The organism is Lampropedia aestuarii (assembly GCF_004803635.1).
Classification (GTDB): Bacteria; Pseudomonadota; Gammaproteobacteria; order Burkholderiales; family Burkholderiaceae_C; genus Lampropedia; species Lampropedia aestuarii.
In genome coordinates, this window is record NZ_SSWX01000021.1 from 1 (window position 1) to 26,078 (window position 26,078).

A 26,078-nucleotide genomic window follows, 5' to 3' on the forward strand; every position below is an offset into this window, starting at 1 on the left:
CCTGTGCAGCTTTTTAGTGGGTCAATACAATTGTTAAGAAACATAAAGCTTAGTAAGCCTCTCAAAACACAACCAAAGCAAAGATGGCTTTGATTACAACCATGATCACACCACGCAGCGCCTCCAAGTTCGACCTATTCGCCCAGGCTGGGCGCCATCGCAAGCTTGAAGAGGAGGGCAATCCACCAAGCGATTGCCAAGCATTTCGCCTTCAACGCGCTAGCGGCTTTGGTGGTGCCATTTCTTGGCCGAGCATGCGGCAGCCAAGGTGGCAGTTCAGCCTACCCAGTAGATGTGAGGCTTGAGTCAATCCTGCACATTGGGCCGCCCCAAAGCGGCTGCCGGGTGATAACTGCGTCTGGGGCTGGGGACTTTGGCCTGCACTTGATTGACGCAACAAAGCGCCACAAGATTGCTTCAAACAGGGGCTCCTGTTGATGACATCGCACAAAAATAGGCATTCCCTCCTGTTTCGGCATACATTTAAGGACAATAGTGGCCATGGCTGAAACATGCTTTTCTAAGATGGCCTGCCACAGTTGGTCAGTTTGGATGTCAAGAACGTCTTTGCCAACCTCTAAAGAGTCCGAAGCCTTATATGTCGAAACCTCCTCTCCATCGCGTCATTGTGGTTGGTGCAGGCTTTGGTGGCCTGGAGGCCACCCGCGTGCTGTGCAAAATTCCGCATGTGGAAATTACCTTGATCGACAAGGCCAACCACCACTTGTTCCAGCCCCTGCTCTACCAGGTGGCCACGGCCGGTTTGGCCGCGCCCTCCATTGCGGCGCCGGTGCGCACCATCATGCACGACTTCCCACAGGTGACAACTTTGCTGGCGGAGGTTGTGCAATTCGATGCGGCCAATAAACAAGTCGTGCTGGGCAATGGCGAGCGCCTGTCGTATGACTGGCTGATTGTGGCCGCTGGCGCTACGCACAGCTATTTTGGCAATGACCATTGGGCCGCCCATGCGATTGGTCTGAAGACGCTGCGTGAGGCGTTTGATATTCGCCGCAAAGTGGTCGAGGCGTTTGAAAAAGCCGAGCTGGAGCAAGATGCCAGCAAACGCCAGGCAATGCTGAACTTTGCGATTATTGGCGCAGGCCCCACAGGCGTGGAGATGGCTGGCACGATTGCCGAAATTGCCCGGCATACACTCAAAGGCGAATTTCGCCGCATCAACCCTGCTGATGCGCGTATCTACCTGATTGAAGGCGGCAATCGGGTCTTGCAAACAATGCCTGAGCGCTTAAGCCAGCGGGCCAAAGAACAGCTTGAAAAACTGGGGGTCATGGTGCTGCTCAATGCACGCGTCACCCACATTGATGCCCAAGGACTGCGCTACAACACACCGGGACCGACAGCCGATGCAGCCAAGGAACATGCAATGCCCAGCAGCTGCATCATTTGGGCCGCTGGCGTAGCGGCCTCGCCACTAGCCAAACTATTGGCCCAAGCCACAGGCGCAGACACGGACCGCACTGGCCGCATTGTCGTGACACCGGAGCTGACAGTGGATGCCTCGCAGTCCATTTTTGCGATCGGTGATTTGGCCGCTGCCAAAAGCCATGATCCTGGCGCAGAACCCAGCCCCGTGCCAGGTGTGTCACCGGCAGCAAAGCAAATGGGAAAACTGGCAGCGGCCAATATCCAGCGCCAGATTCAAGGCCAGGCGATGCAGGTCTTTCGTTACAAAAACTACGGCAACCTGGCTACGATTGGGCGCAGCGCAGCCGTAGTGGATTTGCCATTGCCTGGCGGCAAGCACTTGCGCTTCTCAGGCCTGCTGGCTTGGCAATTCTGGCTGTTTGCCCACGTGTATTTCTTGATTGGCTTTCGTAACCGTTTGGTGGTGCTGATGGATTGGGCCAGCGCTTACTGGACTTATCGCCGCTACGCACGCGTGGTGGCCTCTACCGCTGCGAATCAGCCTGTAGAACCGGTGACAGCCCTCCAAGATCCGCCAGTTGCTGTCAACAGTGCGCCCTCAAACCACGGGCCTGTCGCTGAGGCTGCTCGCACAACAGATTCTGGAGCAGCAGTGCCCAACACACCAGACTTGCCGCGATGAAGCAAAGCAGCACAATTGCAGAAAGCCCCAGGCACACGCCTGCCGAAGAGTGTCCAAATAGACTGGAGATCTCCGGTTTGCAGCTGCTAGGCAATGACGGCGCGCCCTTATTGGATATCGGACGCTGGCAGATGCCAGCCGGCGTGCATTGGGTACATGGGGCCTCAGGCGCGGGAAAAACCCGCTTATTACGCCTTTTGGCCGATCTGCCTGCAGCAAATCACAATTCCAACACAGCCCATTGCTCACGAGCGCAGCCAACACAGTCAAGCGTTGGCAGGCCTGCGATTGACTGGCACAGCCCACCTGCCCTGCCACGCCCGCTATCACCGAAGGATGTGTTCTTTGCCGAGCCAGAGCAGCCCATCTGGGACCCGATGACCATCGCGCAGGTGCATGACCAGCTACTCGTGCCCACTGCAGAAAGTGCCGGCTATTTATCTGTAGCTAGCCACGCACGGATGCAGGCAGACTTGCTCGCAGGCTTTGGTCTTAACCCGCACCAGCACAAAGCAATGTCTATGCTGTCCACAGGCACACGTCGCAAAGTGTTTCTGATGGCGGCTTTGCTAGCGCCCCACCCGCTCGTCTTACTTGACGAGCCCAGCGCCGCTCTGGACCAGCGCTCTATCCGAGCGTTGTATTACGCACTGGTTGTGCGCAACCGCATCGCACGACACCAGGTGACGCTGGTAGCAACCGCGCTAGAGCCACACCAACACGGCCAAATCGGCCGTGGCCACTGGCATCTTGGTTGAAGCTACAGGCAATGCATGCAGCTGCGTTAGTAGCTCCTTGACTCAATGGCCATCGTTGCCTGACTTTATCGCAGAATGCAGCGCAGCAGTCTTCGATTGGCGCTGCAGCAAGCCGGCTGCAAGCAAGCTGCTCAAGCAGGCCTGACACTGCACCCAGGATGCTCCGGTCGCACTGGCTACCTCGTTGAGCATCAGGGACTTTTGTGCTAGCAAAGAAGCCACGCGCATACGCAATGCATCTTCTTGCAACCATTCTGGCGATGGCCAGCTTTTGAGCTTGTAGCGGGCCATCGAGTCCACTTTGACGCCAGCATTGTTCCAGTCAGCCACTGCACGCACCAGACGCTGATAACGCAGCGAGGCTTTGGTTTCCTGCGTAGGCCGCGAGACTTCTACAGCAGCCACAACCGCAGGGCCAGACTCTACAGCCTCCTCCAGCACGGGCGCGCGCGCTTTGCGTACTTCGAGCTGCGCCTCTTGCTGTGCACCATCGCCAAACGCAACGGACTGTGCCGCTTGTTGCAGCATGGCTGCATCGGCTGCTGCCGCTTTGGCTGCTGCTGCTTCGGCGGCTGCTGCTTCGGCTGCTGCTGCTTCGGCGGCTGCTGCTTCGGCTGCTGCTGCTTTGGCGGCTGCTGCTTCGGCGGCGGCTGCTTCGGCGGCGGCTGCTTCGGCGGCGGCTGCTTCGGCGGCGGCTGCTTCGGCGGCGGCTGCTTCGGCTGCTGCTGCTTCGGCTGCTGCTGCTTCGGCTGCTGCTGCTTCGGCTGCTGCTGCTTCGGCTGCTGCTGCTTCGGCTGCTGCTGCTTCGGCTGCTGCTGCTTCGGCTGCTGCTGCTTCGGCTGCTGCTGCTTCGGCTGCTGCTGCTTCGGCTGCTGCTGCTTCGGCTGCTGCTGCTTCGGCTGCTGCTGCTTCGGCTGCTGCTGCTTCGGCTGCTGCTGCTTCGGCTGCTGCTGCTTCGGCTGCTGCTGCTTCGGCTGCTGCTGCTTCGGCTGCTGCTGCTTCGGCTGCTGCTGCTTCGGCTGCTGCTGCTTCGGCTGCTGCTGCTTCGGCTGCTGCTGCTTCGGCTGCTGCTGCTTCGGCTGCTGCTGCTTCGGCTGCTGCTGCTTCGGCTGCTGCTGCTTCGGCTGCTGCTGCTTCGGCTGCTGCTGCTTCGGCTGCTGCTGCTTCGGCTGCTGCTGCTTCGGCTGCTGCTGCTTCGGCTGCTGCTGCTTCGGCTGCTGCTGCTTCGGCTGCTGCTGCTTCGGCTGCTGCTGCTTCGGCTGCTGCTGCTTCGGCTGCTGCTGCTTCGGCTGCTGCTGCTTCGGCTGCTGCTGCTTCGGCTGCTGCTGCTTCGGCTGCTGCTGCTTCGGCTGCTGCTGCTTCGGCTGCTGCTGCTTCGGCTGCTGCTGCTTCGGCTGCTGCTGCTTCGGCTGCTGCTGCTTCGGCTGCTGCTGCTTCGGCTGCTGCTGCTTCGGCTGCTGCTGCTTCGGCTGCTGCTGCTTCGGCTGCTGCTGCTTCGGCTGCTGCTGCTTCGGCTGCAGCTGCTTCAGCGGCTGCCGAAGCAGCTGCTTTGGCGATGGCCTCTGGCTTTGCAACCATGGCATCTGTTTGTTCTTGCAGCGCGAGACCACCGGCGATTTGCTCAGTGTTTGCCAAGCTTTGAATTTCAAACTCAAACAAGGAGTTGGCCTTAAACCCTTCTTGCTCTTGCTCTGCCGCATTTTGTTCAAAAATACCGCTCAGCTCCTGCAGCACCTCTGCCGAGAGCAAGGGGGCTGCGGGAGGGGCTTTGCTGCGTGCAGCATCATCTAAGCTGGGCAGCACTCCCATATCGGTTTGCAAACCAAACCCGTCTGGTAGCGCCGCCATCAAGCTGGTGCGCACTTGTTGGTCGTCATAAGACGCCACCAGTTTTTGCAGGAAAGCCGCCTCTTCATCGCGCCCAATCCCCGCGTCCTGAAACACAGGCATGCCATCTGCATCCGTGTCAGCCAGTCTGGTACGGGACACAGCCCGGATCAAAGGCGGCAGCGCGCCCAAACAGGCCAACTGAACTTCTGGCGCGACACGTGAAATGGGAGCCAGTGCTTTGATGCACACAGCCAACACCTCAGGACTTAAGGGCCGCGGCAACACAATCGCCTGCGGCATAGCCTGCCGCACCGACGCATGCACTTCACTATTGGCATCTAGCTGTGCGATCAAGAGCACAGGGCAGCCAATTTTTTTCAATTGGGCCACACGCTGCGGCACCAATAAACTGTCCACATCAGTGGTGATGGCGGAAAACGGGCCCTTGCGCACTAATTCAACGCGCACAGGCAATCTCGATTGCGCTGTTTCAACCCACTGCCGCAATTGCTCCAAATCCTCGGAAGGAAGGGCAAAGTACCCCAGCCGAAACGTCGGGGGCACGGATACCTGATCGCTCATTGGCAATCTCCCAAACGACTTAGATACTAGTAACGCCTGTTAGTTTACATTTATTTGCAAATGAATTGTCGCTTTTCCCACTGCTGCATGCAAATGGGAAAGAAAAACAAACGCACCTTACTAAAAGCTACTTAATCAGCATCGAATGGGGAGCCATTGCTCAACAAATATGGATGGCCTCGTGACCAGGCAGATTGTGACTGGGCCGCATGTGCCCGCTACAGCCGACAGCCTGCTCTAGGAGCCAGTTCAAAACTTGCGCTCAGTCGCGCAATGCAAAAAAGAGGCCGTGCAAGCGCCTCTTTTATGCCGTGTGCGACCGTGAAAAGATCGTAAACAAACTCTTCAACACGCCACGCACTGAATATTCAAGTATGGAAATGCGTTATTTCTGCACGCACTCGATTGGAAGCATCCGGCCAATTTCCAGTGACAGCTCCTTGCCTTTGCCACGGATGGTATTGGGGCCGTTGCTGTAGATCATGCCCGAGCCGCTGGGACGCTGCTGCAACTCAATTGCATCGCCATTGCGCTCAAGCAATGCCTTTTCCTGGTCAATAAAGTACGACACACGCACTGACTCACCGTTTTGGCATTGGTAATCCACCACGTTCACACCAGACTGGGCTGCCTTAGCCTGGTCGTCATGCTTGGTCAGGGTACTGGTACATGCTGCCAAGGCCGCGCAGCAGGTGATCAAAAGTAGGAGTCTCATGTTTCAAATATAAAAAAGTAATGATTTCAGTATAGCCAGATCACGCTGTCTGTCCAAGTCCGATCGGTGCTTTGTAAGCGCCTGCTACCTCTGCTTCCCAGTCAGTGGCGGCCTGCGGCATCGTCAGCCCCCGGCTCGCAGCGCCTGCCCGGCTTGAGCGGTCTACCAAGCATCTGCATCTATACTAGAGAAACTCTGCTAAACCTCGCCTCTGAGATATATGTATACATTGCGCTCACTTTTCAGCTTTGGCCACAGCCCACTGTCCCACTACATCGGCGCAGCCTCTACTGCCCTGTGCATTGCTTTGGCCGCTCTGGGCAACGCAAGCGCGCAAACCAATTCGCATACACAAATTCAAGCCTTGCTGCAAAGCGGCCAAGCCCAACAGGCCCTGGTGCAGGCCGAGCAAGCTCTGGAAAAAACACCCCGCGATCCACAGTTGCAATTTCTCAAAGCAAACGCAGAGCAAGCGCTGGGTCAGACTGAAGCAGCAGACGCCAGCCTGACCGCTCTGACCCAAAATTTTCCTGAGTTGCCAGAGCCTTGGAATAATTTGGCGCAATTGCGTGCCGCGCAAGGCCGTTTGGCAGAAGCGCAGCAATTGCTAGAAAAAGCGTTGATCAGCAATCCGCAGTTCGCCAAAGCCCATGCCAATCTCGCCCAGGTCCTGCTGGCCCAAACGATTGGCCATTTGGAGCAGGCCCAGCAAATTGCCCCTAACGCGCAGCAAGCGGCACAAATCCAAGCCTTGCGTGCTGCCTCGTCTGCCCAGGCCAGTCCTGCGGGCGAAGCCACAATCGTCAATTAAGTCCTTAGTTCAGACCCCATTTTTCTGAAAAAACCAGTTTCGCGATATCCGCGTTTATGATGCGGCAGTGCGCAGACGCGCTCTGACGGCACGACTGGCTCAGCCCAGCTTGGACGCATCAGGCCATCGGTGCTATTGAGCGCCCGCTGCAATTGGATGCTCGCTTCACTTGTCTGCACAACAGGCTAGCGTGCATTGACTGACATTTCTTCTCATCACCGTATTCCGTACTTATATATGCCAACCATTCCATCTAAACGCAACACCATTCGCGCCCTGTTTGCTGGGGCCTTGAGCGCACTCGTCTTGCTGCCTGCATTAGCACAAACGGCAGCGGAAACACAGCCACGGGTGAAACTGGAGACCTCGCAAGGCGATATCGTGGTTGAGTTGGCACCGCAAAAAGCGCCCAAAACAGTGGAGAACTTCTTGCAGTATGTGAACGACAAACACTATGACGGCACGATTTTCCACCGCGTCATCGACGGCTTTATGATTCAAGGCGGAGGGTTCACCGAGGACATGGTGCAAAAACCCGTGCGTGCGCCCATTTTGCTGGAGTCGGACAATGGCCTCAAAAATGAGCGCGGAACCATCGCGATGGCCCGCACAATTGTGCCAAACTCTGCAACCAGCCAGTTCTTCATCAATGTGAACAACAACACACCGCTGGATTACCAACCAGGCACCCCAGGCAACCCAGGTTACGCCGTATTTGGCAAAGTGGTTGAAGGAATGGATGTGGTCGACAAAATCAAAGCCACGCAAGTTGCCAACAAAGGCATGATGGAGAAGGTCCCTGTTGAGGCGATCACCATTATTTCAGCCACCAAAATTCAGTAACACTGGTCTGCCAACAGGCAGGCTGAAGCCATTTTTATCCCTCTGGACCGCGGTACACCACCACGGTCCATGACCACTTCACACAAAGGAAGACCATGAGCAACCCACAAGTCGAACTGCAAACCAGCCTAGGCAACCTCACCATCGAGCTGGACGCAGCAAAAGCGCCTATTTCTACAGAAAACTTTCTGAACTACGTGCGCAGCGGCCACTATGACAATACGATTTTCCACCGTGTAATTGGCAACTTCATGATCCAAGGCGGTGGTTTTGAGCCAGGCATGCAGCAAAAATCCACCAATGCCGAAATTCAAAACGAAGCCAAAAACGGCTTGAAAAACGACAAATATACGGTCGCCATGGCCCGCACCAGCGCGCCACACTCGGCCTCTTCGCAGTTTTTCATCAACGTGGGCAACAACGACTTCCTGAACTACCCAGGCCAGGACGGCTGGGGTTACGCCGTATTTGGCAAAGTGGTTGATGGCACAGCCGTGGTCGACAAGATCAAAGGCGTGGCTACCGGCCGCCGTGGCTACCATGACGACGTGCCAAAAGAAGACGTGGTCATCATCAAAGCCGTCGAAATCCCAGCTGCAGCCTAATGCACAAGGATTGTGCTGCGCCATGAATGCAGGACAGTTGACGATAGACCCCGCTGCAGAGCCCAAGGCCACGACGATTGTCGATTGTGTGGCCGACATGCACCTGCAGCGCAGCCAGCCAGCCACTTGGGCTGGCTTTCGCCATTATTTGGCAAGCACACCGGCACAGCACATTCTGATTCTGGGCGATTTGTTTGAAGTGTGGGTCGGCGATGACGCCCTGCTCGAATCAGGCAGCTTTGAGGCAGAAGTCGCCAGCGCATTGCAGCGCACCAGCCAGTCAGGCAAAAAGCTGTATTTCATGCATGGCAACCGTGACTTTGTCATTGGGCCTGCGTTTGCTGAATTCACCGGTGTGCAATTGCTGCAAGACCCTTGCATTGTGCGCATTGGCACGCAGACCGCTGGCACCGCAGCGCCGCACTGGTTGCTCTCGCACGGCGATGCGCTGTGCACCGACGACCTGCCTTACCAGCAGTTCCGCGCGATCAGCCGCAACCCAGCCTGGCAGCAGCAGTTCATGGTGCAGCCTTTGGCTGCGCGCCGCGCCTTTGCCGCCAGTATTCGCAGCGAAAGCGAGAACCAGAAGCAAGGCCAGAGCCTCGACAGTTACGTCGATCTGAATGCCGATGCAACACGCAGCTGGCTGACAGCGCTCAATACCAACACCTTGATTCACGGCCACACGCACCAGCCGGCCGTGCACGATCTGGGCGACGGTTTGCAACGCATTGTCATGTCAGACTGGGATTTGGACTGCGCCAAGCCGCGCGCAGAAGTGCTGCGCTACAACACGCAGCAGCCCGAGCAAGGCTGGCAGCGGGTGGATATCAGCACCACCCCAGTGGTGGCCTGATACCCGGCTCTACAGCACAAAGCAAAGCGCCTGTCTTCACAGACAGGCGCTTTTTTATGCTTTGAAGGTCTGCCCGCTCATGCGAGCAGGCTCAAGCTTGCATTAAACCTTGTCCAAAGCCTGCTGCAAATCGGCCAGCAAATCGTCAATGTGCTCAATACCAACCGACAAGCGCACCATGCCTTCGGTCACGCCGGCGCTGGCCAGCTCTGCGGCATCCAATTGGCGGTGCGTCGTCGACGCTGGATGCGTAGCCAAAGACTTGGCATCGCCAATATTGACCAAACGCGTGAACAACTGCAGCGCATCCAAGAAACGCGCACCGGCTTCGCGTGCGTTATCGCCCTTGAGGCTGAATGACAAAATGCCCGAGGCTTTGCCGCCCAACTGGCTTTGCACCAAGTCATAGTCAGGATGGCCTGGCAAAGCCGCGTAGCGCACCCACTCGACTTTCGGGTGGGCCTGCAATGCTTCAGCAATGCGCTCGGCATTGCTGCAGATACGGTCCATGCGCAGTGGTAAGGTCTCAATGCCTTGCAAAATCATGAATGCATTGAATGGCGACAGCGCACCACCGGTATTGCGCAGCGGCACCACGCGGGCGCGGCCGATAAATGCAGCAGGGCCCAAGGCTTCGGTGTAAACCACGCCGTGGTAGCTGACATCAGGCTCATTCAGGCGTGCAAAACGCTCACGGTGCTCGGCCCACGGGAAGTTGCCGCTATCCACAATCGCGCCGCCAATGCTGTTGCCATGGCCGCCGAGGTATTTGGTCAGTGAATGCACGACGATGTCCGCACCATGCTCAATGGGGCGCAACAGATAAGGCGATGGCACCGTGTTGTCAACGATCAGCGGGATGCCATGCGCATGGGCAATATCCGCCAAGGCACGGATATCGGTCACATTGCCCAGCGGGTTGCCAATCGATTCAATGAAGATCGCCTTGGTGCGGTCGTCAATGTGGCGCACAAAGCTCTCGGGGTCACGTGCATCGGCAAAGCGCGTTTCAATGCCTGATTGCGGCAGGGTGTGGGCAAACAGGTTGTAAGTGCCGCCATACAGCGTGCCGGCCGAGACGATGTTGTCACCAGCCTCGGCAATGGTTTGGATCGCATAGGTGATGGCCGTCATCCCAGAGGCCACAGCCAGTGCGGCAATGCCGCCTTCCAGCGCAGCGATGCGCTTTTCCAGCACATCGTTGGTCGGATTCATGATGCGCGAATAAATATTGCCCTGGACTTTCAGGTCAAACAAATCCGCGCCATGTTGGGCGCTGTCAAACGCATAAGCGACCGTTTGGTACAGAGGTACGGCCACGGCTTTGGTGGTTGGGTCTGGGCTATAACCAGCATGGACTGCAAGAGTTTCGATACGCATGGCTGTCTCACTTTCAAAGGGTTGTATTGGCAATAAATAAAAAAGGGGCCAGTTGCACAGTGCAATGGCTGTCAGCCACAACAATGCGGCGGCTGTTGTAACGCTGGTGAACGGTGGCGTTTGAGTTCAAGCAAGCGCCGCAGCTCCTGCGTCAGACTCAATGCGGCCAGCCACGAGCTTTTGGGATTGCTAGGCAAAGCCTCATTGGCGATGCGCAAGTGCAGGCGTCCAAAAGCGCCCTGCGCCTCCAGCTCATGCACATTGGTCTGCACCTCGGGGTCAGCAACCAGCTGCACCTCGGTGCGCTCAAAGCCAATACCCGCCAAGGCCACGGCCGCAGCCACATTGGCATTTTTGGGATAGGCCAGCGCCGCGGCTCGGGCTGAGCCCGTATAAATCGTTTCAGCCTGGCGCAGCTGCGTCAAGTCGCGCCCTTGTGCCGCAGGCGTGCCCTGCCAGGCCAATGGTGGTTTGCGGCCAGTGTAGCGCACCCAGTCGAGTCCGGCAGGAGCCGCTGCGGCCAAGGCATCCAAGCCTCCAATCGCGCCGCTGACCGTGCGCAGCAAAGCGCCAGACACATGCGCATGCTGCAGCAACAAGCCATGCAAGGGCGCATCGGCCAATGCGCCCACCGAAGCAACAATCGCATCCACACCTTGCGCCAGCAGCGGTACCACATACTGCGACACGGCGGCATGGCCTGCGCATTCGACCACCAGATCAGGCTGCCAAGCCAGCAAGGCCTGCACATCGGTGCAAACCGCCAAAGGCGTTTGCGCCACTGGTGGCAAAGGCAGGGCTTGCCTGCGCACCACACAAATGGCCGCCTGCGGCGCCACCTCATGCGCAATGGCTTCAATCAGCTGCTGCCCAATCGCGCCATAGCCCAGCACAGCAATGCGCACCGCACGCTGCGGCGTGGCAACTTCGGCTGGCTCAAACACAGTCTGTGACATGGACAAACCCTGGTTTAGCGGTGAATGCCGGTAGGCAGCGTCAGCTGCGCACGCAAACTGGCATCGCGCATGAACTGCGCGGTCAAGGCCAGAATATGCTCGACCTCTTGCGGCGTGTTGTAGGCGCCCAAAGAAAAACGGATCGAGCCGGTATCGAGCAAATTGCACACGACGCCATTGGCATACATGTGTTTGCGCAAAGCGAACGCCTGTGGGTGACGAATGCAGACAATCGTGCTTTGCTCAGCCGCATGGGGCGAGGACAATACCTCTACGCCTTCAGCCCGCAACCCCGCATCCAGCCGGGCGGCCATGGCCAAGGTCCAGGGTGCCATGCGCTCGACCCGCGCCTCGTCAATCATCAGCAAAGCCTGGGCCAGACCGGCTACCGCTGGGTAGTTGATATTGCCACCCTCCAGTACCCGCGCATCGCCTGGTTTGTGGCGCAAGGCCCAACCCGGTTGCTTGCGGTCAACGCTATTGGCGTAAGACGGCCCCATAAAAGCCGGCTGCAACAAGGCCAGCAAGGCCTTGTCGACATAGAGAAAGCCCAGGCCCAGGGGGCCTTGCAAGGCTTTATAAGCGCCGCAGGACAACGCAGCAATGCCCCAGCCTTGCACATCAATGGGCAGCAAGCCCACAGCCTGAATGCCATCGACCACCAGAAAAATGCCTTTTTCCTTGCACTTCCTGGCCAGCGTTTCGATATCGGCGCGCACACCGGTGCTGTATTGCACGTAAGACACCGCAATGATTCGGGTGCGCTCATCGACCTGTGACCAGATCGAGTCGACGGTGACACGGCGCTCTTGCGTGGGTGCCACGCGCACCTCAACCTGGCGCTGGCGCAGATTCAGCCACGGCACCACATTGACCGGGTGTTCCTGGTCATCGAGCACCATATTGTCACCAGGCTGCCAAGGGAAGCCTTGGGCAACGATGTTCAAGCCCTCGGTGGTGTTTTTGGTAAAAGCAATTTGTCGCGCCTGGCCTTTGATCAGCTTGGCCACCTGCACGCGTACGCCTTCGGCAGCCGCCAGCCACTCTGGCTTGTCGGCTCTGGCCATGCTGAGGTTATTGAAAAACTGCTGAATCGCCTGGCTAACTCTAGGCGCGATCGGGCTGCAATATGCCTGGCACGCATACACCCGCTCTTGCAAAACAGGAAAATGGGCACGGAAAGCCTGCTGCCAAGCAGGCGCGTCGGGGCTGTCAATGAAAGACATGGATGGATCTACCTTTTCAACACTTCGCATTATCGATTTTTGGTCGGATCTAAAGAGACATTTACTTATAAATATTATTTATAAGCGCAGCGCTAGAATACGCTCGAATGAAACAAAATTGACATTTTGAATCGTTTTAATCCCCCCCTCTTAATCCTGTTTGGATGTTGTTGTATGAAACTGAGCTTGACCTCCCTCTTCGCTGCGGTCTTGGCCGCTAGCGCGCTTATGACCGGTGCAGCCCACGCCCAAGACTCTGGCGCCACGGTAGCAGCCATTAAAAAACGCGGCGAACTCGTGTGCGGCGTCAGCCAGGGCTCGGCAGGCTTGTCACTGGCCGACAACAATGGCCAATGGAAAGGTCTGGATGTCGATGTCTGCAAAGCGCTGGCGACTGCCACACTGGGCTCGCCCGACAAGGTGCGCTATGTGCCGTTGAGCTCGCAGCAGCGCTTCCCGGCACTGCAAAATGGCGAGATCGATGTGCTCAGCCGCAACACCACCATCACCTCAGGGCGCGACTCGGGCATCAAAATCACCGCGCCCGCCATCGTGTTCTATGACGGTCAGGGCTTTATGGTGCCTAAGAAGCTCGGCATCACCAGCGCCAAAGACCTCAATGGCGCGCAAGTGTGTGTGCAGCCGGGCACCAATAATGAACAAAATCTGGTGGACTGGTTCAGCTCCCACAAGCTGGAGTACAAGCCGGTGGTGATCGAAAACCTGGTCGAGCTGGAAAAAGCCTTCTACGCCGGTCGCTGCGACGTATATCTGTCTGACAAATCCACGCTGGCGGCCAGCCGCTCAGCCCGCGCAGACAATCCAGACGACTTCATCATCCTGCCCGAGAACATCAACAAATCGCCACTCGGCCCTTGGGTGCGTGACAACGACAGCAACTGGATTGCGATTGTCAAATGGACCGTCAATGGCCTGGTGGCCGCCGAAGAGTTGGGCATTAGCAGCGGCAACGTGGACAGCTTTGCCGACTCCAAAGACCCGCAAGTGCGCCGCCTGCTGGGCCTGGATGCCGGCATTGGCAAAGGCTTTGGTCTGGACGAAAAATGGCTCTACAACGTGATTAAAAACGTGGGCAACTACGGTGAAGTCTGGGAGCGCAATGTAGGCCAGAACACACCCATCAAGCTCGATCGCGGCTTGAACAACCAATGGAACCAAGGCGGCTTGCTGTACGCGCCACCATTCCAATAAGCCATTAACCGCGCTGATACAGCTATTTCAAGGCCTCTTGGTTTAAGCCCCAAGAGGCTCTTTGTCGTTTCTCCCAGCCTGTTGGCAGCCTTTTTTATCCGAACGCGCTGGCGTTCCCATTGCAAAGCGAAGACCCATGAATGCCTTGGATCTAGGCTGGCTAAGCCAACGCGCCGGCTTCCAGCTCTCAGAGAGCCTGCTGCGTGTCAGTCCTGACGACAGCTATGCACAGCTGATACTGGCTGGCGCGGTGAACACCTTGGCTGTAGCCGCCATCGCCATTCCGCTCGCCACGCTGCTGGGCTCCTTATTGGGCGTGCTGCGCCTGACCCGCCACCCATTGCTCGACCGCAGTTTGAGCCTGCTGATTGAGCCGATCCGCAACACCCCAGTGTTGTTGCAACTGTTCCTCTGGTATGCGCTGCTGCTGGCTTTACCGCCAATTCGAGAGGCTTGGCAGCCGCTGCCGGGCATCAGCCTGTCCAACCGGGGACTGAGCCTGCCGGCACTCAGTGGGCTGCGCTGGAGCCCCATCGTATTGGGCTTGTTGTTACTGGTACTGGCCCCGTGGTTCAAGCGGCGCTGGCATTGGCCGCTCTGGCTATCTGCGGCCTTGGCCCTGATCGTGGGCGCCCTTGGCCAATACCAAGCCCCACTGCAATGGAGTGTGCCCCAACTGGTGGGCCTGGGCGTGCGCGGCGGCTGGACGCTCAGCCCCGAGCTGACAACCTTGTTGGTGGGCTTGTCGATCTTTCATGCCAGCTACATCTCGGACGTGGTGCGCGGCTCGATTCTGGCTATACCTGCCGGCCAGGTTCAAGCCGGCCTGGCACTGGGCATGCGCTGGCCCAGCCTGGCCCAGACCGTAATCTATCCCTACGCCGCACGCGTAGGCATTCCGCCCTACGCCAACCAATGCCTGATGCTGCTCAAAAACAGCACGCTGGCGATCGCCATTGGCTTTCAAGACCTGATGGCCATCATCAACACCGCGATCACACAAACGGGCAAAGCGGTTGAAGGCATGACGCTGGCGATGGCGTTTTACCTCTGCATCGGCATGCTGGTGGCAGCGGCCTTATCGGCCTACAACCGCCGCATCACGCGCGCCAGCCTGCTCTCATCTGGTGGCATGCGCTTGGGCCACATGCTGCCAACACCAAAGTGGAGCTATGCCGCGCTATTTACTGGTGCTTGGCGCAGTGCGCTGACGGTCGTGCTGGCCGCCGCGCTGGCCTGGCTGGCCTGGCGTAGCATGCAATGGGGCTTGCTGGATGCCGTCTGGACTGGTGGCGCCCAATCATGCCGCGCAGCAGCCGGAGCCTGCTGGACCGTCATCAGTGCCAACATCCAATTGCTGATGTTTGGCACGATTGCCAGCGCCCAGCGCAGCCAGGCCGCAGTGTGCTGCGGTTTGCTGGTCTTGGTCGTACTGGCCTTGTTCTATTTGCCACTGCGCCCGCGTTATCGAGCGCTGGCCGTTGTCGTGCTTGGCAGTCTGATCGTGGCCATTTTGCAGGGTTTTGGGCCATGGCCTGCGCTGCCCACTGTCTCCTGGGGCGGCGTTTTATCGACCTTGACGTTGGCCTTACTGGCCATTGTGCTGTCGATTCCTTTGGCGATTGTTTTGGCGCTGTTGCGCATGCAAGCACCCAGTTGGCTTGCCTGGCCGGTAGCAGCCTGCATTGATGCGATTCGCAGCATTCCGCTGGTGGTCTTGCTGCTGGTGTGCTCGTTTTGGATCCCGCTGTTTTTTCAAGGCGACTGGAGCGCCTCCAAACTCTTGCTGGCGTTGATTGCATTGGTTTTGCACACCAGTTGCATGCTGGCCGAAGTACTGCGCGGCGCGCTGCAGGCCGTGCCCACCGGGCAAACACTGGCCGCTAAAGCACTCGGTATGAGCCAGCTCACCATTATCACCACCATCGTCTTGCCACAAGCCAGACGCTTGGCCACACCGGCGGCGCTGGGCGTGTTTGTTGGTGCGATCAAAGACACCTCGCTGGTGGCCATCATTGGCGTGTTTGACACCTTGGCTGCGGCCAAAGCCGTGATTGCCGCCACCGAATGGCGGCCCTACTTTGCCGAAGTCTATTTGTTTGCTGCGGTCTTTTATTTACTGCTGTGCGTGCCGCTGTCGATCATGGCCAAACGCTCGAATCGGCATTAAGCCCCCATTCGGAGGCCATCAGCAAGCCACAAAAAAGCCACTGTTTGTCAGTGGCTTTTTTGTGTCATTCAGGCAAGCAACTCTTACCAACGATCACGGATAGTGCTGGCAGCCCAGTTACCAAACTGGCGATGCAATGCGGGGGTCAGATACACTTCATCGGCGAAACCGTAGCGGTCGTAATTGGTAGAGACCAAAGTGCTGGTCGTGCACAGTGCGGAGTCGACTTTGCCATTACCAATCCCAATGCCTGGGCCGGCTGCAATGGAGTTGCAAACCGGTGATGAGAAGTTGTCCAGCGCGTAGTACTCAGGCTGGTATTCAACGACGTTGATGTATTGCTCAAAGTCAACATACAAAACGTTGGGCTGGTAGGTGATTTCTTCCATCGAAATCTTGAAGCCCTCGTTAAAGGCAATCGACATTTGCTCCAAGAACGCCACTTGCTCTACCGAGCGTGCCCAGACCGATTTGCCCATGTTGTAAGCGCCGATCACCACAATGTACTTGGCACCGCTGTCGCGCAAGCGTTTGACCTGGCCGGTCAGCTCAGCGCTGATTGGGCGCATTTGTGCAATCGCCTCTGCCTGGGTGATTTCACCATTCAAGGCTTGCTGGGCCAAGACGATGATGTCGCTGGTGCCACTGCTGACCAAGACCAAGTCATTGCCACCGAATGCATCTGCAGACAAGAAGCTGTCAATCTGGTCACTCAATGTCGGTGTGGAGGCATCGCCTGCTGCATCCGGCTTGGCCACAATGCGCGTATTGCCCCATGCGTAAGAAGTGCCGCCACTGATTTGCGGAGTGATCGTTCTGCCATAGGCAGAGGCCACTTCTTCGGTCCAGTTGGCACGAACATCGGTCAGACCATTGATCGTAAAGCGCGAGCCCGACTGGCCAATATCACTTTGTCCATCGCCAAAAGCGATGACGCGAGAAGGGCTCAGCTGTGACTCGACAGAACTAGAACCGCATGCAGCCAAGCTGACTGCTGTGACGGCTGCTGCCAAATAGCTGGCGCAGCGACTCCATTGAAATGCCATGTGTGTACTCCGGTTTATTTGGCGCTAGTTTAGCCGCCTTCATGCCTGTGCTGAAAGATTTACTCAGCATCCGATTGTTAAGAACGCCTTTGCAGTGTTGACGCAAACACGCTCCAAGCGAGGTTTATGCGCTGGCTGCCGCCCGCTGCAAGCGGTCTCGAACACCGTCCCAAGCAGCGTCACTTGGTACTGCTTCAATCCATATGAGTTTGACTCCCTGCGCATCACACTCACGCAGCACACTAAAAAGCTCATGGGCGACCGCCTCTGGGGACTGTGGCATTCTACGCAGCAGCACATCCCCTGAGGCATTTTCCATAGGCGAGCGTGCATAAACGGCGATGTGTTTGGCCTGCTCACCCAGCACGCCTAGAGCCGCAGCAATATCAGAAGCGGCCATTAAACGCACAGTCGCACTAGGGGCATAGTGGGCCGTCAAAGTGCCTGGAGCCTTGGGCTCTTGCTGGTCGAGCAATGCCACAGCAGTGTGCGGGTCAAGCACCTGCATACCGGTAACTTGGGCGATTTTCGCAGCGCCAATGTGGCCGGGCCTTAATAGCACCGGCTGGCCTCGGCTACAGTCAACAATAGTTGATTCAATGCCGACATCACAAGGGCCGCCGTCAATCACCAGCAAATCATCGCCAAATTCTTGCGCCACATGCGCAGCAGTCGTCGGGCTGACACGCCCAAAACGATTCGCACTGGGCGCGGCCACACCCCATACCGGTGGATTTGCGTCGTGGCAAGCACGTAAAATCTGCTGAGCTACTGGATGCGACGGACAGCGCAGGCCAATCGTGTCTTGTCCGGCAGCTGCAGTGTCAGCCACACCAGGGCGGCGCGGCACGATCAGCGTCAGCGGACCTGGCCAAAACGCCTCCATCAAAGCCGCTGCAAAGGCCGGCATGTCAGCGGCAAAATGGGCTGCGCCTGCCTCGTCTGCCACATGCACAATCAGCGGATGGTCTGCAGGGCGGCCTTTGCGCTCGAAAATCTTGGCCACGGCCTCGGCTTGCAAGGCATCAGCGGCCAGGCCATACACTGTCTCAGTCGGCAGGCCGATCAACTGCGTTTGCTGCAAGGCAGCAACAGCTGCTGCAATGGCGTCGGGTGTGGGGGAAGCAATCATGGGCAAATCAACCGGTAAACAAGTCGCTTGGCAGACGCGCGGTGAGCGCCTACGTAAAAGCCCGCCATAGGCGGGCTGCAGACCTCAGCGCATCAGGCGAGGATGTGAGAGAAGTCTTGTGGCAAGCCAAGCAAACCCGCCACTTTCAGCGCATTGCCAAGGGCGGCCTCTGCATTGGGCCCAGTGATGGTGATATGGCCCATTTTGCGACCCTTGCGCGCCTCGTGCTTGCCATACAAATGCAGGTGCACGCCCGGATGGGCCAAGGCGGCAGCCCAATCAGGCGCTACAGCCGTGGCCTGGCCGTCTTTGAACCACAAATCACCCAGAATATTCAGCATGATCGCCGGGCTGTGCAGGCGTGGCTGCAACAAAGGCAGACCAGCCAGAGTGCGCACTTGCAGCTCAAACTGCGACACATCGCAGGCATCGATGCTGTAGTGGCCGCTGTTGTGCGGACGTGGCGCCATTTCATTGGCAATCACCTGGCCATTTTTGAGCACAAAAAATTCGACGCACAACACACCCACGTAGTGGGTGGCCGCGGCAATGCTTTTGGCAACATGCACGGCTTGCTCTTGCACATCGGCATCAATCGCACCAGGCAAGACCAAGGTGGTGGCCAAAATGCCGTTGTGGTGGATATTGCGCTGCACTGGCAGGTTCACCACAGAGCCATCCAGACCGCGTGCCAACACCACCGAGACCTCAAAGTCCAGCTCCATGCGCTTTTCCAACACGCATGGCACTTGCTTGAGCGACTCCCAGGCCTGCTGCAACTCTTGCAGATTGGCCACTTGTACCTGGCCTTTGCCGTCATACCCCAGACGGCTGGTCTTCAAAATACCGGGAAACAAGTCCGCTGCGACCTGCTGCAGGCTGTCAGCCGAATCCACCACGGCAAAAGGCGCGACCGGCACACCATGGCGCTGGAAATGCTGCTTTTCTGCGACGCGGTCTTGCGCAATCGCAATCGCCGCTGCGGGCGGCGCAACGCGGGTGTTTTGGCTCAGTGCCTCAAACGCTTGTGCGGGCACGTTCTCAAACTCGGTGGTGATCGCAGCCACGCGCTGGGTCAGGTCTGCCAAGCCCTGGGCATCGTCATACGCAGCCACAATTTGCGCGTCACTGGCCTGGCCGGCTGGCCCTTGGGCGTCTGGGTCGAGCACCACCGTGTGGTAGCCCATCGCTTGCGCCGCATGCACAAACATCCGCCCCAATTGGCCGCCTCCCATCACGCCCAGGCTTGCGCCTGGCAGTATTGTTTTTCCGTCCTGCGCCTGCCCTAACAACGCATCACTCATAGCACACCTCTTCTCGCAATCACATGCAACGTCACGTCGCGCTTTAACGCTATGTTCTTTAAACCACTGGTGGCAGCGCCATCTCGCGCGCCACTTGGGTTTGTTTGGCTCGCCAAGCTGACAATTGCTCAGCCAGCTGCGAGTTCTGGCGCGCCAGCATCGCCACGGCAAACAAGGCCGCATTGGCCGCACCTGCAGTGCCAATGGCAAACGTGGCGACCGGCACGCCTTTGGGCATTTGCACAATGCTGTGTAAGGAATCAACGCCTTGCAAATGGCGGCTGGCCACGGGCACGCCCAGCACCGGCACAATGGTCTTGGCCGCAATCATGCCCGGCAAATGGGCCGCGCCGCCAGCGCCTGCAATAATGGCTTGCAAGCCGCGCTGCTCAGCCGCTTCGGCGTAAGCAAACATGTCATCTGGCATGCGGTGCGCAGACACCACGCGCGCTTCGTGCGGGATCGAGAATTCTTGCAAAATCGAAACGGCATGCTGCATGGTATCCCAGTCACTGCTGGAACCCATCACAACCCCTACCTGAATGTGTGACATGACTTCGGCCAATCGAGTAAAACGCGGTATTTTACGGCCAAGTGCTAAGAAAAACCCTTTTTTTGCACAGCAATCACTGTCTTTGCGCAAATCAACGCTTGTTTGACCCTGCAGGCCCTGCGTAAAAACTGTGCAAATGCTGCGCCTGCCTGCACGCAATCGCCTTTTGCCCACAAGTCCTTCCAACAGACTTTAAACTCACGCCAGCAGCCTTATATAGATTTAGCCGCTGGTGATGCCAGAGCAAGAAGCCGACAGCCGACACACCAGGCCCTCCAGAACGCCCTTGCCACAACACATTCCAGCTATTTGTCTATTCGTTGACCCCAACGCGTCCTGTGCCATGTGCCTTTGTGCGCACATGCCAGCGATGTCCACAGCCCAATTAGGAGCCCGCGCCCCATGATCGACGTCACCATTGAGAATTTTGAGAGCGAGGTCATTGAAGCCTCGATGCACACCCCGGTACTCGTGGATTTCTGGGCCCCTTGGTGCGGCCCTTGCCGCACGCTGGGCCCGATTCTGGAAAAACTCGAGACAGACTACAAAGGCCGCTTCAAGCTGGCCAAAATCGACTCCGACCAAGAGCAGCAAATTGCCGGTATGTTTGGCGTGCGCAGCATCCCGACCTGCGTGCTGATGTTCCAGGGCCAGCCAGTCGACGGTTTCATGGGCGCTTTGCCTGAAGGCCAAGTGCGCGAATTCCTGGACAAACACCTGCCACCAGCTGGCCCTGAAGAAGAAGCACCTGCCGCCGAAGAAGCGCAGGCTGAAGCGGCAGACGACAACGACTTGCAAACACGCCTGGACAAACTGCAGCAAGCTGTAGCCGACAAGCCTGAAGACGAACAAGCACGCTTTGATTTCATCAAATTGCTGCTTGAGATGGGCTTGGAAGACGAGGCCAAAGTCGCTTTTGCGCCCGTGATCGCACTGGCGGGCACCTCACAGCGGCTCAACGCGCTCAAAATCTGGATGGATGCGCTAGACGCCGCAAGCCTGGCGGGTGACGCCAACGCCAAACTCAAAGCGCTCGATGCCAGTATTGCCCAGAACAAGCGCGATTTTGAGGCCCGTTATGCACGCGCCCAGTTGCTGCTGGCCTACAACCACTGGACCGATGCAATGGATGAGCTGCTGGAGATTCTGATGCGCGATCGCAGTTGGAATGAGGACCGCGCCCGCAAAGCCTATGTAGCGATTTTGGACATCATTGAGCCTGCCAAACCGCCGGTGGCCGAAGGCCAAATCCCACCCGAAGACCCGACAGTGGCAACCTACCGCCGCCGCTTGTCGTCAGTCATCCTGAGCTAAGCCGACCCGGCCATGCTTTGCCCAAGCCTGATTGCGATCAGGCTTTTTTACGCGCGCATGACACTCGGCCAAACAGGCTGCACATCATTTGAATGCCCTATTTGAATGCCGCCTCAGGCGCACAGTGCTTGGCCAGGCGGTGGCGTGCGTTTGTGCGCACCGCGGCATGCCTTTGCATGCTGACTTGTTGTTTAAGAACGTGTTTACCATCTCGGCACAGTCGCTTGCGCGCGGGCAGTGCCCGCGCACAAGGTATCGCTTGAAAAATAATGCAATCAGATCAATCATGCAGTTTGGCCAACTCTAGCGTGAGGCATCTGGGCTTTCATGCAATCCATGCATGCCTCCAATCCAATGTGCTTCAGGAGTTCCATCTGACCAACTTGTGACTTGTGATGGCTTCTTCAAAAGACCCGCACCACGGCCCCCGGCTCAAACAGGGGCTGCTTGAGCGTGTTCAGATTCTGGAGCGCTGGCTTGCCCAGCGCGATAAAACGCTGCATTTGCTGCTTGGCCCTGCTGGCAGTGGCAAAACCACACTTGCGTTGCAGTGGCGCAGACAATTGTTTGCTCACGGTTTTGATACAGCCTGGATCAGCGTGCATGCAGAGGATGAAATGCATGCGCTGGTCGAGAAACTGTTCAACGCATTGGAATCCATCAGCCCCGTAATCAGCCAAAAGCCACACGGACACGATCTACGCCAAGGCCGCTTCCTGGATGTGAGCGCCATTGCGATCTCGTTGATTCACAGCATTCAACGCTACAGCAGACAAGTCGTACTGGTGTTTGATGACTTTCACAATGCCAACGCCCACCAAGCCAAGCTGCTGCTGCAAACCCTGCTCGATTACGCCCCCGCCAACCTGCATGTCCTGATCGTATCGCGCAGCACGCCTGCCCTGTTATTTGAGCGCCTGCGTGCAGCCCAACAAACCTATGAGCAGGACGAGCAGCAACTGCGGTTTAGCGCCACTGAGGTGCAACAGTTGGTGCACCTTTGGCCAGGCTTGCAAACCATCGCATGGCCTCGCCTGGTGCACATGAGCGATGGCTGGATTACCGGATTACAGCTGCTTGCTGCACATGCAAAAAAACACGGCCATGCGCTCGATGGCCACCAAACGTTCATCAAACCAGAAATCACCGCCTATTTCAACCAGGAAGTCTTGTACTGCCTCAGTCCTGAGAGTTTGCGTGGCTTGGTCAGACTGTCCCCAACCAGGCAATTCAACGCGTCGCTGGCGGTGAGTATGCTGGGTGTTGAGACCGGTAAAAATCTACTGATGCAGCTGCAGGCACAGCGCCTCTTCATCTCGCCTGTGGAAAGTGGCGATAGTGGCGCCTGTGCTTGGTGGCGCTTTCATCCACTGTTTCGCGAATTGCTACTGGCCCGGTTTGCGCAGATGCCAGATGAACTTCAGTGCAACACCCACATGCGCTTGGGCCAGTGGTTTGAGCAGCACGGCATGCTGCGCGACACGGTGCAGCACTATGCGGCTGCAGGAGAAATAGATACAGCCATCGCTTGTATAGAAGCCTCAGCACAAGCGCTGTTCTTCAACGGCCATTTGCAGGCCCTGGTTCAGGCAGTCGCAGCCATCCCTGCTGCGCACTTGCAACACAGAAACGGTTTGCTGCTTTGGCTGGCATGGAGCCAGCTGTGTTATCGACAGTTTGATGCCTGTAATGCCAGCATCGCCCAACTGGACTGGCTACTTGCAACCGGGATCGACGACGCCTTCGCTGGTTCGGCCGATGGCGCTTTGCAAGCCCATGTCTGCCTGCTGAAATTTTCACTCGCCTTGCAATCGGATGACCTCGATTTGGCCCATGCGCTACTGCCCCAAATGCTGGAACTACAGCAGCCCCATCAGGCAGTGCTGCAAGGCGGTCGTGGCAATTTATTGGCTTGGTTTTTCTCACGCCAGGGCCTGCACGAGCAGGCTCGACACTACTTGAAAGGCGCAGGCTACTACCGCAGTGACGGTGTGTTGTTGCTCGACTCGCCCTTTGGCAGCCTGATGAGCCAAGCGCTGGAGGGCATGAGCTACTTGCATGAAGGCAATTACCGCCATGCAGAGGACGTACTGCGTGCCGTACTCGCCCAGGCCGAGGCAGGGCCTGGCAGCCATTGCGAGGCCGCCTGCAATGCCGCAGGATGGTTGTGCGAAGTCTTGTATGAAATCAACCATATCGCTGATTTGAGAAACTTACTGGAGCGCTATGGCAACGCGATTGCGAAAGTGGCTTGCCCAGATGCGCAGCTCAGTAGCACGCTCGCACGCAGCCGCTTACTGGCGTTAGAGGGGCACTTTGCCGAATCACACGCGGTGCTGGATGGTTTCATGGACGTGGCACGCAGCCGAAACATGCTCTACCTGGTTGCAGTGCTGGTGCACGAGCAGCTTGAGCTGCAGCTTCGCCAGGCCTCCCCCAGCCAAAGCCCAGTGTATTTGGCCACTTTGGACCAGTTGGCGCAACAAGCCTTGCAAACGCGCCACCATGGTGCCCAACCCATTGCGCAATATGCGGCGCTAGCCCATGCGCTTTGGCGGGTGCATAGCCTCAATGAGCAGAGCGATCCCGCCTTGCTGCTTGGACTGGAGTCCAATCCACTGGTGACAGGCCGGCTCCGTTTGCGCACGGCCGCTTTGGTGGCCATTGCACACCAAAGAGCAGGCCTTGAGACCATTGCTGAGCAAATCGTACTGCAGGTTCTACTCCAAGCGCACACCTGCGGATGCGTCAACACCGTCTTGGATATGGGCCAAGATCTGAGGCAGCTGGTGCAACAAGTTCAGGCACGGAGCCTGGATACCAACCCATTGCTTGGTTTTTATGTGGATGGCTTGCTCCAGCATGCAAGGCAGCGCCAAAGCGCCGTTGCACAGCCGGCACAAAAGCCCGGCGCTAAAGCCGAATCTTTGAGTGAGCGAGAGCTGCAAATTCTTCGCTTACTCGCCAATGATTTGCCCAATAAACGCATTGCAAACGCCTTGGGCGTATCGGCTGAAACGGTGAAATGGCATTTGCGCAATATTTACAAAAAATTGTCAGTATTCAGCCGCAGCGAAGCCGTTGTCGCAGCACGACGCCTGCAGTTGGTCACCGAGTCCATCTGAGAACGTGTTTACGGCCTTTTTGCAGTCGCGCAAGACACAAAAAAACGTGCAAAACGGGCAACGCCGTAATGCGCTTTTTGGTGCCTTGCCCTCTGGGTTGGAGTCCAAAAGGCACGCTGCTTTGTTAAAAATCCTCGCCAGGCAGATAGCCCGACTGCGTTTTTTGCCGCGCATCGTATCCTTTTGGGCTCCAACGCGGTCTGTAAAAAGATCGTAAACACGTTCTGAGACCACGCTCCAACCACAACAAGGAGTTTTGCAGAGTTTCCCCTAGGCATGGATAACCCTAGCCACCCGCATATGGGGGGGTCTTGGCGCGCCCACATCACGCAACATGGCAGCACAGCACACCCAATGTGCTGATTGATTTCAACCCCAATAGGAGACAACATGGTTCATCGCATCAAGTTCGGCGCATTCGTGGCCCCTATGCACAAGCCTGGCATCAACCCCACGCTGGCGCTAGAGCAAGACTTGCAACTCATGCAGCAACTCGACAGTCTTGGCTACGACGAGGCCTGGATCGGTGAGCACCACAGCGCTGGAACCGAGTTGATCAGTAGCCCAGAAATTTTCATTGCCGCAGCAGCTGAACGCACCAAACACCTGCGCTTTGGCACTGGTGTCACATCGATCTCTTACCACAACCCCCTCTGGGTCGCTGAGCGCATGGTGCAGTTGGACCACATGACACGTGGCCGCGTCATGCTGGGGGTGGGCCCAGGCTCTTTGCCAACCGACTCGGCGATGATTGGCCTGACCCCCACCGATACCCGCGAGCTGTTGAGCGAGAACCTGGAAATCATTGTGCGCCTGCTCAACGGTGAAACCGTCAATGCGCAAACCAAAACCCATAAACTGATCGACGCCCGCCTGCACTTGCGCCCCTACTCCGATGCGCTGGAGATCGCTGTTGCAGCGATGGCCTCCCCCACTGGCCCACGTTTGGCTGGCACTTATGGTCTGGGTCTGCTCTCGATTGGTGCGACGATGAACGCCGACGGATTTGATGCCCTGGCCCACCATTGGAATGTGGCGCAGGAGCGCGCCAGCCATTTTGGCAAAACCGTGGAGCGCCGTGACTGGCGTCTGGTGAGCATGTTCCACCTGGCAGAAACCGAAAAGCAAGCGCGCGAGCAAGTGCGCTATGGCATTGAATTCTGGTTCAAATACTTTCAGGAAGTGGCAGCGTTCCCGCAAATGGCTGTCAGTGGCGACACCATCGAGAAAATGATTGATTTCGTCACCGAAGCCAAAGTCGGCGTCATCGGCACCGCTGAACAGGCGCGCGCCCACATCCAGCGCCTGGTCGACCAGTCCGGCGGCTTTGGCACCATGCTGATGATGATGCATAACTGGGCCAACTCGGCCGACACCTACCGGTCTTTGGAAATACTGGCGCGTGATGTGATGCCGCACTTCCAAGGCCATGCAGCGCAAACCCTCGAAGCTGCAGAGCGGGCACGGCAAAGCCGCGAAGCACACGCGGCGGCGCAGCTCAAAGCCGTAGACCACATGACGCAAAAATACGCGTCCGAGTTACAGGCAAAAAAATAATGGCCAAGGCGGCCCCCCATGCCCCCGTGCAT

20 protein-coding genes are annotated in these 26,078 nt (G+C 57.5%); 11 read left to right on the forward strand and 9 right to left on the reverse strand.

The annotated features are described in order from the left end of the window. Positions 1 to 598 precede the first annotated feature (598 nt). Together E8K88_RS14215 and E8K88_RS14220 are read left to right on the forward strand one after the other, a co-directional pair. Positions 599 to 2,071: an NAD(P)/FAD-dependent oxidoreductase gene (locus E8K88_RS14215; protein ID WP_136407342.1), complete on the forward strand. Its 1,473-nt coding sequence runs from the start codon at positions 599 to 601 to the stop codon at positions 2,069 to 2,071. Then, complete coding sequence (locus E8K88_RS14220; RefSeq protein ID WP_136407343.1) at positions 2,068 to 2,829, forward strand: ABC transporter ATP-binding protein; 762 nt, start codon at positions 2,068 to 2,070, stop codon at positions 2,827 to 2,829. Before E8K88_RS14215 ends, E8K88_RS14220 begins: the two co-directional genes overlap by 4 nt. A 42-nt stretch (positions 2,830 to 2,871) precedes the next feature. On the opposite strand, the gene E8K88_RS18060 is transcribed toward E8K88_RS14220, so the two are convergent. Both E8K88_RS18060 and E8K88_RS14230 read right to left on the reverse strand, forming a co-directional pair. Then, positions 2,872 to 5,241 (reverse strand): hypothetical protein, encoded by a 2,370-nt coding sequence (locus E8K88_RS18060; RefSeq protein WP_168797340.1) that lies wholly within the window; start codon positions 5,239 to 5,241, stop codon positions 2,872 to 2,874. A gap of 385 nt (positions 5,242 to 5,626) precedes the next feature. After that, positions 5,627 to 5,956, reverse strand: coding sequence for an MliC family protein (locus tag E8K88_RS14230; RefSeq protein WP_136407344.1), 330 nt, complete (start codon positions 5,954 to 5,956; stop codon positions 5,627 to 5,629). A gap of 220 nt (positions 5,957 to 6,176) precedes the next feature. On the opposite strand from E8K88_RS14230, the gene E8K88_RS14235 reads away from it, so the two are divergent. From E8K88_RS14235 to E8K88_RS14250, 4 genes are all read left to right on the forward strand, one after another. Next, positions 6,177 to 6,767 (forward strand): tetratricopeptide repeat protein, encoded by a 591-nt coding sequence (locus E8K88_RS14235; RefSeq protein ID WP_136407345.1) that lies wholly within the window; start codon positions 6,177 to 6,179, stop codon positions 6,765 to 6,767. Between the two features lie 237 nt (positions 6,768 to 7,004). Further along, the gene (locus E8K88_RS14240) at positions 7,005 to 7,610 is read left to right on the forward strand and encodes a peptidylprolyl isomerase (RefSeq protein ID WP_136407346.1); all 606 of its coding nucleotides are present in this window, start codon (positions 7,005 to 7,007) and stop codon (positions 7,608 to 7,610) included. A 95-nt stretch (positions 7,611 to 7,705) separates the two neighbouring features. After that, entirely contained in the window at positions 7,706 to 8,215 is a 510-nt protein-coding gene (locus E8K88_RS14245) for a peptidylprolyl isomerase (protein WP_136407347.1), read from the forward strand. A 22-nt stretch (positions 8,216 to 8,237) separates the two neighbouring features. Then, positions 8,238 to 9,071 carry a UDP-2,3-diacylglucosamine diphosphatase gene (locus E8K88_RS14250; protein WP_136407348.1) on the forward strand — a complete coding sequence of 278 codons (834 nt, stop codon included), beginning with the start codon at positions 8,238 to 8,240 and terminating at the stop codon, positions 9,069 to 9,071. Positions 9,072 to 9,173: 102 nt separating this feature from the next. Here E8K88_RS14250 and E8K88_RS14255 read toward each other — a convergent pair whose 3' ends face one another. The 3 genes from E8K88_RS14255 to E8K88_RS14265 form a co-directional block, all read right to left on the reverse strand. Further along, the gene (locus tag E8K88_RS14255) at positions 9,174 to 10,451 is read right to left on the reverse strand and encodes an O-acetylhomoserine aminocarboxypropyltransferase/cysteine synthase family protein (RefSeq protein WP_136407349.1); all 1,278 of its coding nucleotides are present in this window, start codon (positions 10,449 to 10,451) and stop codon (positions 9,174 to 9,176) included. 71 nt (positions 10,452 to 10,522) lie between these two features. Then, on the reverse strand, positions 10,523 to 11,407 hold the full coding sequence (locus tag E8K88_RS14260; RefSeq protein ID WP_136407350.1) for an aspartate dehydrogenase: 885 nt from the start codon (positions 11,405 to 11,407) through the stop codon (positions 10,523 to 10,525). 14 nt (positions 11,408 to 11,421) lie between these two features. Then, the gene (locus tag E8K88_RS14265) at positions 11,422 to 12,633 is read right to left on the reverse strand and encodes an aminotransferase class V-fold PLP-dependent enzyme (RefSeq protein WP_136407351.1); all 1,212 of its coding nucleotides are present in this window, start codon (positions 12,631 to 12,633) and stop codon (positions 11,422 to 11,424) included. Between the two features lie 174 nt (positions 12,634 to 12,807). Here E8K88_RS14265 and E8K88_RS14270 point away from each other — a divergent pair, with 174 nt between their 5' ends. Further along, a complete protein-coding gene (locus E8K88_RS14270; protein WP_136407352.1) occupies positions 12,808 to 13,845 on the forward strand; it encodes an amino acid ABC transporter substrate-binding protein in 1,038 nt (345 codons plus the stop codon). Between the two features lie 136 nt (positions 13,846 to 13,981). Next, positions 13,982 to 16,015, forward strand: a complete 2,034-nt coding sequence (locus E8K88_RS14275; protein WP_136407353.1) for an ABC transporter permease subunit — start codon at positions 13,982 to 13,984, stop codon at positions 16,013 to 16,015. Between the two features lie 83 nt (positions 16,016 to 16,098). Here E8K88_RS14275 and E8K88_RS14280 read toward each other — a convergent pair whose 3' ends face one another. The 4 genes from E8K88_RS14280 to purE all read right to left on the reverse strand — a co-directional run bounded on the left by E8K88_RS14280 (position 16,099) and on the right by purE (position 20,050). Then, positions 16,099 to 17,061, reverse strand: coding sequence for an SGNH/GDSL hydrolase family protein (locus E8K88_RS14280; protein WP_136407354.1), 963 nt, complete (start codon positions 17,059 to 17,061; stop codon positions 16,099 to 16,101). 124 nt (positions 17,062 to 17,185) lie between these two features. Continuing rightward, positions 17,186 to 18,193, reverse strand: a complete 1,008-nt coding sequence (locus E8K88_RS14285) for an L-threonylcarbamoyladenylate synthase (RefSeq protein WP_136407355.1) — start codon at positions 18,191 to 18,193, stop codon at positions 17,186 to 17,188. Positions 18,194 to 18,285: 92 nt separating this feature from the next. Next, a complete protein-coding gene (locus E8K88_RS14290) occupies positions 18,286 to 19,497 on the reverse strand; it encodes a 5-(carboxyamino)imidazole ribonucleotide synthase (protein WP_136407356.1) in 1,212 nt (403 codons plus the stop codon). Positions 19,498 to 19,555: 58 nt separating this feature from the next. Beyond that, entirely contained in the window at positions 19,556 to 20,050 is a 495-nt protein-coding gene (purE, locus tag E8K88_RS14295) for a 5-(carboxyamino)imidazole ribonucleotide mutase (RefSeq protein ID WP_136407357.1), read from the reverse strand. A gap of 402 nt (positions 20,051 to 20,452) precedes the next feature. On the opposite strand from purE, the gene trxA reads away from it, so the two are divergent. From trxA to E8K88_RS14310, 3 genes are all read left to right on the forward strand, one after another. Then, the gene (gene trxA / locus E8K88_RS14300; protein ID WP_136407358.1) at positions 20,453 to 21,364 is read left to right on the forward strand and encodes a thioredoxin; all 912 of its coding nucleotides are present in this window, start codon (positions 20,453 to 20,455) and stop codon (positions 21,362 to 21,364) included. A 395-nt stretch (positions 21,365 to 21,759) separates the two neighbouring features. Further along, a complete protein-coding gene (locus E8K88_RS14305) occupies positions 21,760 to 24,489 on the forward strand; it encodes a LuxR C-terminal-related transcriptional regulator (RefSeq protein ID WP_136407359.1) in 2,730 nt (909 codons plus the stop codon). A 390-nt stretch (positions 24,490 to 24,879) separates the two neighbouring features. Next, positions 24,880 to 26,046, forward strand: coding sequence for an LLM class flavin-dependent oxidoreductase (locus E8K88_RS14310; RefSeq protein ID WP_136407360.1), 1,167 nt, complete (start codon positions 24,880 to 24,882; stop codon positions 26,044 to 26,046). Positions 26,047 to 26,078: the final 32 nt, after the last annotated feature.